This window comes from Armatimonadota bacterium, assembly GCA_025059775.1.
In the GTDB taxonomy this organism is placed as follows: domain Bacteria; phylum Sysuimicrobiota; class Sysuimicrobiia; order Sysuimicrobiales; family Sysuimicrobiaceae; genus Sysuimicrobium.
Map to the genome: position 1 here is coordinate 249120 of JANXCW010000001.1, position 12806 is coordinate 261925.

Annotated in this window: 14 protein-coding genes and 2 pseudogenes; all 16 read right to left on the reverse strand. The window is 68.7% G+C overall.

Going from position 1 to position 12806, the window contains the following annotated elements:
* Positions 1–2013: a flagellar biosynthesis protein FlhA gene (locus N0A24_01265; protein ID MCS7172039.1), complete on the reverse strand. Its 2013-nt coding sequence runs from the start codon at positions 2011–2013 to the stop codon at positions 1–3.
* Positions 2010–3056 carry an EscU/YscU/HrcU family type III secretion system export apparatus switch protein gene (locus tag N0A24_01270; GenBank protein ID MCS7172040.1) on the reverse strand — a complete coding sequence of 349 codons (1047 nt, stop codon included), beginning with the start codon at positions 3054–3056 and terminating at the stop codon, positions 2010–2012. Before N0A24_01270 ends, N0A24_01265 begins: the two co-directional genes overlap by 4 nt.
* Before the next feature lie 37 nt (positions 3057–3093).
* On the reverse strand, positions 3094–3942 hold the full coding sequence (locus N0A24_01275; protein ID MCS7172041.1) for an HDOD domain-containing protein: 849 nt from the start codon (positions 3940–3942) through the stop codon (positions 3094–3096).
* Complete coding sequence (locus N0A24_01280) at positions 3939–4694, reverse strand: flagellar biosynthetic protein FliR (protein MCS7172042.1); 756 nt, start codon at positions 4692–4694, stop codon at positions 3939–3941. Before N0A24_01280 ends, N0A24_01275 begins: the two co-directional genes overlap by 4 nt.
* The gene (locus N0A24_01285) at positions 4694–4963 is read right to left on the reverse strand and encodes a flagellar biosynthetic protein FliQ (protein MCS7172043.1); all 270 of its coding nucleotides are present in this window, start codon (positions 4961–4963) and stop codon (positions 4694–4696) included. Before N0A24_01285 ends, N0A24_01280 begins: the two co-directional genes overlap by 1 nt.
* Positions 4960–5697, reverse strand: a complete 738-nt coding sequence (gene fliP / locus N0A24_01290; GenBank protein ID MCS7172044.1) for a flagellar type III secretion system pore protein FliP — start codon at positions 5695–5697, stop codon at positions 4960–4962. The genes N0A24_01285 and fliP overlap by 4 nt, the downstream gene beginning before the upstream one ends.
* Positions 5694–5930, reverse strand: a complete 237-nt coding sequence (locus N0A24_01295; GenBank protein MCS7172045.1) for a flagellar biosynthetic protein FliO — start codon at positions 5928–5930, stop codon at positions 5694–5696. Before N0A24_01295 ends, fliP begins: the two co-directional genes overlap by 4 nt.
* Positions 5931–5955: 25 nt before the next feature.
* A pseudogene (locus N0A24_01300) lies at positions 5956–6128 on the reverse strand (response regulator).
* A 32-nt stretch (positions 6129–6160) separates the two neighbouring features.
* Positions 6161–7033 (reverse strand): annotated as a pseudogene (locus N0A24_01305) (chemotaxis protein CheC).
* On the reverse strand, positions 7026–8006 hold the full coding sequence (gene fliM / locus N0A24_01310; protein MCS7172046.1) for a flagellar motor switch protein FliM: 981 nt from the start codon (positions 8004–8006) through the stop codon (positions 7026–7028). Before fliM ends, N0A24_01305 begins: the two are co-directional and overlap by 8 nt.
* Positions 8003–8446, reverse strand: coding sequence for a flagellar basal body-associated FliL family protein (locus N0A24_01315; protein ID MCS7172047.1), 444 nt, complete (start codon positions 8444–8446; stop codon positions 8003–8005). The genes fliM and N0A24_01315 overlap by 4 nt, the downstream gene beginning before the upstream one ends.
* A gap of 78 nt (positions 8447–8524) precedes the next feature.
* Positions 8525–9505 carry a hypothetical protein gene (locus tag N0A24_01320; protein MCS7172048.1) on the reverse strand — a complete coding sequence of 327 codons (981 nt, stop codon included), beginning with the start codon at positions 9503–9505 and terminating at the stop codon, positions 8525–8527.
* Between the two features lie 245 nt (positions 9506–9750).
* A complete protein-coding gene (locus N0A24_01325) occupies positions 9751–10500 on the reverse strand; it encodes a flagellar motor protein MotB (protein ID MCS7172049.1) in 750 nt (249 codons plus the stop codon).
* On the reverse strand, positions 10497–11324 hold the full coding sequence (locus N0A24_01330; protein MCS7172050.1) for a flagellar motor protein: 828 nt from the start codon (positions 11322–11324) through the stop codon (positions 10497–10499). The genes N0A24_01325 and N0A24_01330 overlap by 4 nt, the downstream gene beginning before the upstream one ends.
* Positions 11325–11330: 6 nt before the next feature.
* A complete protein-coding gene (locus N0A24_01335) occupies positions 11331–11552 on the reverse strand; it encodes a flagellar FlbD family protein (protein MCS7172051.1) in 222 nt (73 codons plus the stop codon).
* A 17-nt stretch (positions 11553–11569) separates the two neighbouring features.
* Complete coding sequence (locus N0A24_01340; protein ID MCS7172052.1) at positions 11570–12793, reverse strand: flagellar hook protein FlgE; 1224 nt, start codon at positions 12791–12793, stop codon at positions 11570–11572.
* Positions 12794–12806 lie beyond the last annotated feature (13 nt).

The following is a 12806-nucleotide window of genomic DNA, read 5'->3' on the forward strand; positions in this document are numbered from 1 at the left end:
TTATCCGTCTATGCTGACCATCCCCAGCTTGTGGAGGTTCAGGTCCGGCTCCAGCTCCTCGAAGGCAATCACCGGGATCTGCGGGACCACGTGCTCCACGAGCCGCCGCACCGCGCTGCGCACGACCCCGGAGCACAGGAGCACGGGGTGGGGGCTTCCTCGAGAGGCGGCCTCCCACGCGGTTCGGATGGCTTGTTGCAGCCGATGCAGGACCTCCGCATCCACCCGCTTGCCCTGGGCGCCATCCACGAGCGCGGCCTCCGCACTGGGGTCCAAGACCAGCACGTGCAGGCGGCGTGCTTCATCCAGCAGGTGCTGGTAGAGGCCCCGACCCAGGGCCCGCCGCACGAGCTCCACAAGTCGTTCAGGCTCCTTCACGGATCGTCCATGATCCGCCAGGGTCTCCAGGATGGTGACGAGGTCCCGGATGGGCACACCTTCCTGCAGGAGCAGCTGCAGCACCCGCTGCACCTCGCCCACGCTCAGGACTTGAGGCACCAGCTCCTCCACCAGGGCCTTCTGCCGCTCCCGCAGCCGATCCAGCATCTCCTGGACATCCTGCCGGCTCAGCAGGCGCCACCCGTGGCGCCGCACCACCTCCGCGAGGTGGGTGGCCACCACCACGGAGGGCTCCACCACGGTGTAGCCGCTCGCCTCCGCCACCGCCCGCTCGTGCTCCGAGATCCACACCGCGGGGGTACCGAAGGTAGGATCCGTGGTCTGTACGCCGGGCAGTTCCGGTGCCTCCGGGGCGGTCCGGATGGCCAGTAACCCCCCGGGCATTACCTCCCCCCGGGCCACCTCTACGCCCCGGAGGAGAATCCGGTACTCCCGGGAACCCAGGGTGGGTTCATCCCGCACCCGGACGGGCGGGATCACGAGGCCCATCTGAGCGGCCACCTGCCTGCGCAGGGCCACGATGCGCTGCAATAGATCCCCACCCCGGGTGGGCTCCACCAGCTCGATGAGGCCGTAGCCGATCTCCACGCAGAGGGGATCCACCTCTGTGAGGCCGTGCACGGCCTCCTGGGGGGGCGCGCTCGGCGCCTGCGGCTCGGGCGGGTTCTGCGGGGCCCGCAGTGCCCACCCCACCGCGGCCAGAACCCCTCCCACGAGCAGAAACGCCAGTTTGGGGAGGCCTGGAAACAGCCCTACTGCGGCCACGATGCCGCCCGCGGCCAGAAGCGGTCGCCACCGGGCCGTGAGCTGGGCCACGAGGTCCGCACCCAGGTGGTCCCCACCCGCGGTGCGGGTGAGGATGAGGCCGCTTGCGGCGGAGAGCAACAAGGAAGGGATCTGGAGCGCGAGCCCGGCCCCCACCGCCTGGAGGGCGAAGGCCTGCGCGGCCTCCCCGGGCGAGAGGCCGCGGCCCAGGCCGACTCCGAACCCGCCCAGGAGGTTGATGGCGGTGATCAACAGGCCCGCGATGGCATCCCCCCGCACAAACTTGCTGGCCCCGTCCATGGAGCCGAAGAAGTCGGACTGTCGCTCCACCTGCCGCCGCCGCTCTCGGGCCGCCTCCTCCGTGAGGGTACCCGCGTTGAGCTCCGCGTCGATGCTCATCTGCTTGCCGGGCATGGCGTCCAGGGCGAACCGGGCCGCCACCTCCGCCATGCGGCTGGTGCCGTTGGTGACCACCAGGAACTGCACGAGGAGCAGGATGGTGAAGATCACCAGGCCTACCACGAGGTTTCCGCCCACCACGAGGCCCCCGAAGGCGGCCACCACACTCCCCGCGGATCCCTGGGTGAGGATGAGGCGGGCCATGGCCACGTTGAGACCCAGCCGTCCCAGGGCCGCGGCCAACAGCAGGGAGGGAAACACCGATAGCTGCAGGGGATCCGTGACGTACGCGGTGGCGAGCAGCACCACCACGGAGAGGGCCAGGTTCGCGATGAGCAGGACGTCCACGAGCGGGGTGGGAAGGGGAACCACCAGGGTGGCGGTGATCAGCAGCAGGCACGCCACCAGTCCCAGGTCGCTGCTCTGCACGAGCCGCCGGCCGAAGGTCACCAGGGCACCTCCCGCAGCTGGCCCGAGCGGTACAGCGCCGCGAGCAGTTCCGCCACCGCGTGGTACAGGGCGGGTGGGATCATGCGGCCCAGCGCGACACCCCGGTAGAGGGCCCACGCGAGGGGCGGATTCTCCACGACCGGCACCCGGTGGCGGACTGCCTCTTCCCGGATGCGGTCCGCCATCTTCCGAGCCCCCTTCGCGACCACCACGGGCGCGGGCGCTTCCCGCGGAGCGTACCGGAGGGCCACGGCCACGTGCACGGGGTTGGTGACCACTACCGTGGCCCGGGCCACGTCCCGCAGCATCCGGCGTCGCGCGAGTTCCCGGGCCCGGGCCCGCTGTCGGGACCGCACGAGGGGATCGCCCTCCGTCTCCCGCAGCTCCTCCCGCACCTCCTGCTTGGTCATGCGCAGGGCGCGCTCGTGTTCAAAGCGCTGGTAGAGATAGTCCAATCCCCCAAGAAAGGCCAGGGCAATAGCCCCCCGCAGGGCCACCGCGTACACCGTCCTTCCTATCCAAACGGCAAGTGCCGAGGGAGAGAGGATCGCGGGAGGTGTCTCCAATACAGCCTTCTGGAGCGGCCCCCACACCGCCACGGCCACCGCGGCCACCTTGAGCAGGGCCTTCAAGCCCTCCACCACGGAGCGCAGGGAGAAAAGCCGCTCCAGGGCTCGCAGGGGGTTGAGGCGGTCCAGGCTCGGCTCCAGGGGCTTGCCGCTGAACAATCCCCCGGTCTGCGCCACGCCCGCCGCGAGCCCGGCTGCAAGGGCCGCGCCCACCACGGGACCCATAAGCCACACAGCGGCCACCACGCCCTCGGCCACCAGGGCCGGGAGCTGATGCGGATCCGGGGAGCTCAGCACGCGCCGGGTGTACTCCGCATACGCTCCGAACCCACCCGGAAGGGCAAGAGCCCCCGTCGCCACCGCAGCCAGGAGGGCCGCGCCCTGTGTGAGGTCGTGGCTCCGGGCCACCTGCCCCCGGCGTCGGGCCTCCTGGCGCCGCCTCGGGGTCGCGGGTTCCGTGCGCTGGCTCGCCATGGCACCTTAAAGGGGTATGCAAAGGTCGTGCCGGGACCTAGGCGAGGTCCTCGGTGGCAAAGCTCGAGACCTCCACGAGCAGGTCCGCGAGCCCCACCAGCAGGAGGGGGATCTCGTCCGCGCTGAGCCCCAGACGCCGGAGGGCTCCCTCGCTGCACCGATGCAGCAGCTGATCCGCCCCCACGCCCACTCCCAGCATGAGGCACAGGATGTCCGCCACATGCACCGCATCCGCAAGCCCGGGATCTTCTGACTCATCGGGCCGATGGTGGTACGCGATGGCGGTGATGAGGGAATCCGGTAGGTTCCACCGCCGGGCTGCCTCCGCGCCCACCTGGGCATGGTCGCAGCCCAGCACAGCCCGCTCCGCCTCTACGAAGTCCATGCCGCTTGCCACGGCTTCCAGCACCGCCGGGTATTGCTCCTGGAGGGCGCTGCTGAGGGCCAGCTTGCCGATGTCGTGCAGCAGCCCCGCTACGAAGGCGGCCTCCCCATCCCGTCCCCGGCTTCCCCCCAGGTGGCGCGCCACGGTGGCCACCGCCAGGGAGTGCTGCCACAGCTGCACCCGGTCCAGGCCGTAGCCGGGGGCCCCGGATCGGAAAACATCGTAGGCCACTGCACTCGCCAGCAGGCTACGCACCGCGGCGAACCCCACCAGCACCACCGCCTCCCGCAGGGTCGCCACGCGTCTGGCGCGGAGGTACAGGGCGGAGTTCGCCAATCGGAGCATCCGGGCCGCCAGCACGGGATCCCTCCCGAGCACCGAGGCCACCTCCTCCGCGGAGGTGTTGAGATCGTCAAGGAGCCGCATCGCCTCCACCACGTGCGCGGGAAAGGGCTTCAGGGTCTCGAACGCCATCAGGATCCGGTCGGGGATGCGGCTCACGGCCCCCTCCGCAGGAGCTGTGCCGCGGCCCACAGGGTCCGGGTGAACTCCGCTTCCATGCCCCCGAACAGGTACGGCAAAAACAGCCCCACCAGCACCAGTCCCACTCCCACCTTGAGGGGGAGGCTTGTAAGGAACACATTCACCTGCGGGGCCGCCCTCGCCACCAGGGCAATCCCCACCTCCACCGCGAGGGAGGCCACGAGGAACGGCGCGGCGAGCTGCACCCCGCTCAAAAAGCTCGCGGCGGCCACCTCTACGGCCCACCTCCCCACCGGGCCCGCGGGCAGGAAGGCCGTGGGGGGAAGCCGGTGGAAGCTGGTCCCCACCAGGCGCAGGGCATGGTGGTGGGCGTCCGTGGCGAGGTACAGGGCAGTGGCCAGGACCGTCCACAGCTGTGCGAGGACCGTGGACTCCGTACCGTGTACCGGATCCACGAGGTGCCCCGTGCCGAGCCCCAGGCTCAACTCCGCCACCTGGGCCGCCACCTGGACCGCGGCGAAGGCCAGGGCCACCCCCCATCCCAAGAAGAGGCCTACGCTCACCTCCTTTACCACCAGGGCCCCGAACACCGAAGCGGCCTCCGGGACCGGTACCCGGGCCGCGGGAACGGTGGCGGCCAAGCATAGGCCGAGCCCTACCCGGGCCGGGACAGGCACCCGGGGTCCCCCAAGGATCGGAAGGGCCAGGAGAAAGCCAGACACCCGGGCGGCCCCCAGCAGCAGCGGCAGCAACCCTCCCGAATCCGGCATCACCGCACCAGCTCCGGAAGCGCCCGAAGGAGCGCAGCGGTGAACCCCAAGAGCCGCTGAGCCATCCACGGCCCCAAGAGGACTGCCACCACGCCCACCGCCACCATCTTGGGGACGAAGGATAAGGTAGCCTCCTGCACCTGGGTGAGCACCTGCAGGAGGCTCACCGCCACTCCCACCAGGAGGGCGGTGAGCAGCATGGGCAGGGCCACCAGGGCAGCCACCGTAGCGGCTTGCTGGGCAAGGGCCATCAGGGTGTCCAGGCTCATCGGAAGCTCCCCACAAGGGCCCGGGCCACTAGGTGCCAGCCGTCCACGAAGACGAACAGGAGCAGCTTGAAGGGCAGGGAGATGAGCACGGGGGGTAGCATGAGCATGCCCAGAGAGAGCAGCACGCTGCTGACCACCATGTCCACCACCAGGAAGGGGAGGAACAGCAGGGAGCCCAGCAGGAAGGCGGTGCGCAGCTCGCTCACCACGAAGGCGGGGATGAGCACGTAGGTGGGCACGTCGTCTGGCCGGCGGGGGCGCGGAAAGCGCCCCATGGAGAGGAAGAGGGCCAGATCCTCCTCCCGGGTCTGCCGCAGCATGAACTCCCGGAAGGGCCGGAGGGTCCGGTCCAAGGCCGCTTGCTGGCCCAGTTCCCCCCGGAGGTAGGGCTGCAGGCCCTCTCGGTTCGCGCGGTCCAGGGTAGGCGCCATGGTAAAGAGGGTTAAAAACAGCGCCAGCCCTACCACCACCTGGTTGGGCGGGATCGTGGGCACCCCGATGGCGCTGCGCACCAGGGAGAGCACGATCACGATGCGGGTGAAGGAGGTCATGAGGATGAGGAGGGCGGGGGCTGTGGCGAGCACGGTGAGCAGCAGGAGCACCTGCAGGGTGCCGGAGACCTGTTGCGGGGAGTCCGAAGCTCCCACCCGCAGCTCCACCACAGGGAGCGGCGCAGCAAAGGCGGGCGCTGAGAGGACCAGTACGCTCAGGAGCACGAGAACCCCTCGTCTCACCGTGGCTCTCCTCCCACCCGCCGCAGACGTCGCGCGGCCGCCCGCAGCTTCTCCCCGAAGCTCTCCGTCTCTTGGGCAGGCGCGGGCCCCAGCTCCGCGAGCACGGAGAGGTGGCTTCCGAGCAGCAGCCGCCTCTCGCCCACCTCCACCACGTACAGCACGTGGTGAGGGCTCAACCGGGCCACCTCCCGCAGCCGCACCGTGGAGGAATGCCCCCCGGGCCCCATCCGCATCAGGAGGTAGCGGGTAAGGAGCACAAGCCCCACCACCAGGACAAGACCCGCCAGGGCCCGGAGGAGCAGGGAGGCCGGGTGGATCTCCGGGGCAGGGGGTGAGGCCGCAAGCAGCAGGCTCACGGACGGTCCTCCGGGCCTCGGCTCAGGGTGCGCAGGCGCTGCTCGGGGCTGAGGATCTCCGTAACCCGGACCCCGAAGTTCTCCTCGATGACCACCACCTCGCCCCGGGCAAAGAGCCGATCGTTCACATACAGGTCCACGGGCTCCCCCGCGGCCCGCTCGAGCTCGATCACCGCCCCGATCCCCAGGGAGAGCACGTCGCGGATCCGCATCCGGGTGCGGCCCAGCTCCACGGTGACCTGGAGGGGGACGTCCAGCAGCAGGTCCAGGTTTCGGTCGGGGCTGGTGGTGCGCCGCGGTTCCAGGGGTTCGAACTCCACGGGCCGCACCGCAGGGGTATGAGGTGCCGCAGGGACCTGTGGGGGAGGCGAAGGAGAGCCCGCCACGCGTCGGGCAGCTTGGGCGCTCCGCTCCACCAGCTGCGGGAGCACGGAGGCCTCGTAGATCTGGTAGAAGGTGGTCTCCAGAAACCCCTCCATGTCCAGGCGGAAGGTCACCAGGACCACCTGGTCTGCCGGCTGGAGGAGCCGCTCCACCGCTTCCTCGGTTTCCAGCACCACCACTTGAGGCGGTGAGATGGTGACGGGGGAACCCAGAAATTCCGCGAGGGCGGTGCTCGCGGAGCCCATCATCTGGTTCATGGCCTCCCCGGCCCCGCTCAGCAGGAGCTCCTGATCCAAAGGCCGGGCCACGGATCCATCCCCGCCCATCATGAGATCCACGAGCACCCGGACGTCCTCCTCCCGCAGGAGCAGGTAGCTGCGGCTCGTGACGGCTCCGGAGGTGTGCACGCATACCCCCACGTGTCCCACCAGGGAGCTCCGATCCACCTCGGACCAGCGGAGGAGCTCCGCCCTGGGCGCGGTGATGCGCACCCGCCGCCGCACCAGTTGCGAGAGGGTGGTGGCCGCGGAGCCCATGCCGATGTTGGAGAGCTCCGCCAGCAGGTCCAGGGGGTCCACCGGGTACGGATTAGCCATGGCGGGAGCTTGCCTCCTGCGCCAGGATCTGCACCGCGAGCCGGCCTCCCATCCGGCCCGGCCTAGCGGAGAACACCGGGATTCCCTCCACCAGCACCTCCAGGGGATCGTGGGCCCGGCGGTCCAAGCGGATCACGTCGTTGGGCCCCAGGCTCAGGAGGTCTCCCAGGGGAACCCACGCCCGGCCCAGCTCCACCTGCACGGGGACGTGGGTGTCCTCCACCGCCCGCTGCAGCAGCTCCGTCTGAACAGAGCGGGAAGGCGCCCGGAACAGGGTAGTGGCGCTCAGCAGGCTCAGGATGGGCTGCAGCAGGAGATACGGGAGGCACAGGTTCATGCGGTAGGACTGATGGGAGGTGTCTACCTGGAAGTACACGAGCAGTACCACATCCGTGGGGCCCGCGATGTGGGCGAACTGCGGGTTCGTCTCCAGCCCCAAAAGGACGGGCCGCACGTCCGCCACGGACTGCCACGCGTCGTGCAGCAGCGGGAGCAGCCGCTGCATGAGCCGCTCCACCAAGCCCCGCTCCAGCTCCGTGAGGGGCCGCAGGGGCTGATCCGCCCGACCGGGGCCGCCCAGGAGCCGGTCCACCATGGCCAGGGCCAGGCTGTTGCTGAACTCCAGCAGCGCCCGCCCCTCCAGGGGCTCCAGCCGGAACAGCACGATGACCGTGGGGGAGGGGATGGAGCGCACGAACTCCTCATAGCTGAGCTGCTCCACGGATCGCACGCTGACCGCGATGGGGCTCCGGAGGTGCACGGAGAGGGCCATGCCCGCCATCCGGGCGAAGGCCCCGTGGAGGACGGACACCGTGCGGAGCTGATCCTTGGAGAACCGGTCCGGACGGCGGAAGTCGTAGGGCCGGATCCGGCGCTCTTCCTGGGGAGTCGTGGATTCCGGGGCCACCTGACCCGATCGGAGAGCCGAGATGAGTTGATCGATCTCCGCCTGCGAGAGGAGTTCGTCCGTCATTGGGCCACGAACTCCGAGAAGTACACGGCCTTCACGTGGAACCGATCGGCCTGAGCTTCCTCGTTGAGCCGGCGCACCAGCTCCTGCTCCATGCGCTCCTGGCCCTCCGGGGTGCGGAGGGCGGAGTACCGTTTCCCGGTAAGGGTCCGGACCACCACGTCCGACCACCGGTACCGCGCTTCCGCCGCGGCCTCCTTAAGGGCTTCTCCGCCGAGCGGGGTTTCCACCTCGAGGGCGAGGGTGACCTTAAGGTAGCGGAACCCGTCACCGGGATCCAGGTTCACCACGAAGCTTCCAAGGGGGACCGTGGCGTGGTTCAGTTTGGGCTTGGTCTCCCCCCGGGGTCGTGCGAGCAGAGCCCCTGCGGCCACGGCCCCTGCCAGGAGCACCACCATGCCCGCCACGAGCCCCAGCTTCGCGGCACCGCGCTCGGACCGCATCCCTTCCCTCCGGCCCGAGACTATGCAACTTCCGTGCCGGACCTAGTCCATGCTCTCCCCTGTCAGTCCGGTCCCCCCTTACCGTACCCGGTAGAGGAGCCAGACACCTAGCCCGTAGGCTGCGAGCATAAGCAGGCTACCCCATTCGAGGAGAAGAAAGCGCCTCTCCGCGCGGTAGACGACGGCGACGAGACCGAGGCTCATGAGCGTGATCCCCACAAGCCCCGAGAGAACGTGGTCGGGATCCGCAGCCGCAAAGAGGCTTGCCGGCTGAACCAGGTCCAGCGGCAGGAAGAGGGCCATGTTGAACGCGTTGGAGCCGAAGAGGTTGCCGATCGCGAGGTCGACCGCACCCATCCGAACTGCCACGATAGAGGTGACCAGCTCTGGCATCGATGTGGTCAGACCCACAAGCCATGTCCCTATGAACGTGTCCCCTAGACCGGTGATCTCGGCGATCCCATGGGCGGACCAGACGAAGACCGGGGCCACCCCCAGCAGCCCGATCGCGGCGAGAGTCCACCCGACCACAGCACGCCGCAATACTAGCTGCGTTTCTACTTGCCAGCCGGGCGCATACAGCTCTGTCCTCGCGCTCTGGTACCTGACGTGGTGATGGATGGCCCGGGCCCCGGCCAGGTAGACAAGGAACAGCAACAGCGAAGCAAGGTCGATCCAGAAAACCAAGAGCTCAGGGCGTGCGAGCACGAACACCGTAGCTAGTGCGGTGAGGAGTATCGCGAGACTCACCGTCAGCACGTGATCAAGGGTCGCTCGCCTCAGCACCTCTTTTCGCGGAAAGAGCAGATCGAGCACCGCGAGGATCAGCATGTTGGCCATGCTGGAACCAAAGAGGTCGCCCACGGCAAGGTCAACCGCGTCCAGCCTGACCGCAAAGATATCCGTAGTGAGTTCCGGGAGTGATGTTGCCCCAGCCAGGAGCACTGCTCCCACCCACATCCGGCCAAGCCCGGTCGTCTCTGCGATGGTCTCTGAATACCAGGCGATAGCCACTCCGGCTAGGACGATGAGGCCACCGCTGGCCACGAACGCAAGCACGGAAGTCAATGGGATCTCCATAACGCTTTTGTCGCAACCCTCTGGCTCGATCCCTCCTGCATCCCCCTGCCTGTCTAAGTATATCCCGCTCGGACACGGTGCCTGCGTTCTGCGGGGACCTGGTCATAGACCAGGTCCAAGGAGTCTCCCTGTACTAAGTCCCTGCTCCAATTTTGGCCGACGAGTGAACCGGGGAAAGCCCGGTGGGAGCGCCACGGGTGACCCTCAGGCCCGGGGCGGAGCGGCTAGGGGCGCAGGAGGAGGATCTCCACCCGGCGGTTGCGGGCCAAGTCCTCTGAGGAGGTGCCGCGGCGGACGGGGCGGCTGTCCCCGTAGCCCACGATGGTGAACCGGGTGCCGTCCGCGCCGGAGAGCTGCATCAGCCGCCGCACCACGGCTCCGGCCCGGGCGCTGCTGAGCTCCCAGTTGGAGGGGTATCGAAAGGTACGGATGGGGCGGACGTCTGCGTGTCCTTCCACCCGCACGAGGAGCTCGGGTCGGGTCCGGATGGCCCGGGCCACCGCCCGCAGTACGGGCTCTGCCTCGGGCCGCAGCTCCGCACTCGCGGTGTCGAAGAGCAGCGGTCCTGCCATGGAAACCCGCACCCCTTCCGGCGTCACCCGCACCTCCACCTGCGCGCCTAGGCCCGCGGCGGTAACCTGCTGAAGGATTCCGCTCGCCAGGGCCCGGAAGCTCTCGGAGACCGGATCGGCTGCAGGGGCGGGACTGGGAACATCGAGTTCCAGAACCCCGCTTCCTCCCGGCAGCACGCCCTGACTCCCGTCCAGCATGCCCAGGGAGGCGGTAGCTGCCCGGAACCCCGCCACCACCTTCCGGAACTTTGCGAGGTCCAGCTGGGAGAGGGAGTACACCATAATGAAGTAGGCCATGAGCAGGGTGATGAGATCCGCGTAGGTGATGAGCCATCGTTCATGGCCACCCCCCCCGTGGCCGTGCCCCCCTCCCGCCGGCGCGCTGCTCCGTCTGCGCCTCACCGTGCGCCCACCGTCGCCGCTCCCGGGCTTCGGGCGGTTCCTTCCTGCATCGCCGCCTCCCGGCCCACCTTGGCGCGGAGAGCAGGTGGCAGGAAGGCCCGCAGCTTCTCCTCCACCAGGCGCGGGTTCTCCCCCGCCTGGATGGCGAGAACCCCTTCTGTGACGATCTGCCGCAGTAGGGCCTCTTCCTGGGAGCGGGCCCGGAGTTTGTTGGAGAGGGGAAGAAACACAAGGTTCGCGAGGGCCACACCGTAGAGAGTGGCGATGAAGGCTGCCGCCAGCATGTGGCCGAGCTTAGACGGGTCATCGAGCTTCTGCATCATGTTGATGAGACTGATCACGGTGCCAATGATGCCCAGGGTGGGCGCGAATCCTGCCATGGTGCTGTAGATCCCCTCGCCCACCCGGTGCCGTTCCTCCATGAGCTCGATCTCCGTCTCGAGGATCTCCCGCACCACCGCAGAGTCCGTGCCGTCCACCACCAGCCGCACGCCCTTGGTGAGGAACGGATCATCGCCCTCCCGCAGCTCACCCTCCAGGCTCAGCAGTCCCTCCCGGCGAGCCCGGTCCGCGAACCGGATGAGGCGGTTCATAGTGCCCAGCACATCCGGAGGCCGGTGGAAGAAGGCCCGCAGGGTCACCCGGGGCAGATCCAGGATCTGCTTGAGGGAGTAGGAGACCATGGTGGCGCCCAGAGTACCCCCGAACACGAGGAGGAAGGCGGGGATGCTGATGTAGTACTCGGGCTTGCCCCCCTTCAGGATGGCTCCTGCGCCCACGCTGGCCCACCCCACCACCAGGCCCAGCAACGTTGCGAGATCCACGGCCCATCACCCCATGGGATCCGGTACGCATTCCGCCGAATCGCTGGAACGACAGCAGGCCTTCCGGTACGCGAGGACCCGGGCCACCACCTCGTCCACGGACTCCTGGACCACGTACCGGTGTCCCGTGGTGAGGGAGATGACGGTATCCGGGGTCCCCTCCACGGACTCGATGAGCTCCGCGTTGATGACGGTCTCCGTGCCGTTGAGCCGTGTGACCTTGATCATGGCCTCCGCCACTCCGGTTATCGGCGCAGGGAGATCAACTCTTGAAGGAGCTCGTCCGAGGCGGTGATCACCCGGGCGTTGGCCTGGAAGCCCCGCTGGGCCGTGATCATGTTCGTGAACTCCTGCGCGAGATCCACGTTGGACATCTCCAGGGCCCCCGCCACGAGCGTCCCCCGGCCCCCCGTGCCCGCGGCCCCGATGGAAGGGGCTCCGGAGTTGGCGGACTCCGCGTACAGGTTGTTCCCCGCCTTGAGCAATCCCCCGGGGTTGGTGAACAGGGCCAGGGCCACCTGTCCGATGACTTGGGTGCGGCCGTTGGAGTACAGGCCCGTGATGACCCCGTTGCCATCGATGGCGAAGGACTCCAGGCTGCCGCTGGGGTACCCGTCCTGACTACGGAGGGTGGCGGTGGACGGCGCGGCGTACTGGGTGAGCTGGGAGAAGTCCAGCTTCAGCTCCAGATCCGCGGAGCCCAGCTCATCCGGGAGGTCCACGGTGACCTCCTCGGGCTCCGTGGGCGAGGTGAGCTTCCCGGTTTCGTCGAACTCCAGGCTCCCGCTGGCCACCTCATCGTCCCCGTAGAAGAGCTGCCAGTCCCACTGGTTCGCATCCGTCTTGGTGAACACCAGCCGGAGCTGGACGGCGTTCCCGAGGGAGTCGTACACGGTAATGGTGGTGGTCCAGGTGCCGTCCACCTCCATGGCAGCGTCCAGGTTCCCGCCGAACACCACGTTCTCCGTGGCCTTGGGCGGGATCTCGACCCCCACGGGGATCTGGATGGGCACCAGCTCCCCACTCGTATCCACCTCCCCCGCCTCGTTCGCCCGCCAGCCCATCAGCCGCAGGCCCGTGCTGGCGTGCACGAGGTTGCCGGTGCTGTCCAGCACGAGGGCTCCGTCCCGGGTGTAGAACCGCCGCAGCCCATCCCCCACCACGAAGAACCCGTCGCCCTGGATGGCGAGGTCCGTAAGGACTCCCGTGTACTGGAGGTTGCCCTGGGTGAAGAGGGTGTCCACGCTCGCCACCTGGACCCCGAGCCCTACCTGCATGGGGTTCATCCCACCCCGGGCCTCCGAGGGTGCCTGGGCGCCCCGGATGGTCTGCGCCAGCATCTCCGCGAAGTTCACCCGGCTGGCCTTAAACCCTACGGTGTTCACGTTCGCGATGTTGTTGCCGATCACGTCCATGCGGACCTGATGGCTCCGCAATCCCGACACACCCGCAAACAGACTCCGCAGCATGCGCTCTCCCTCC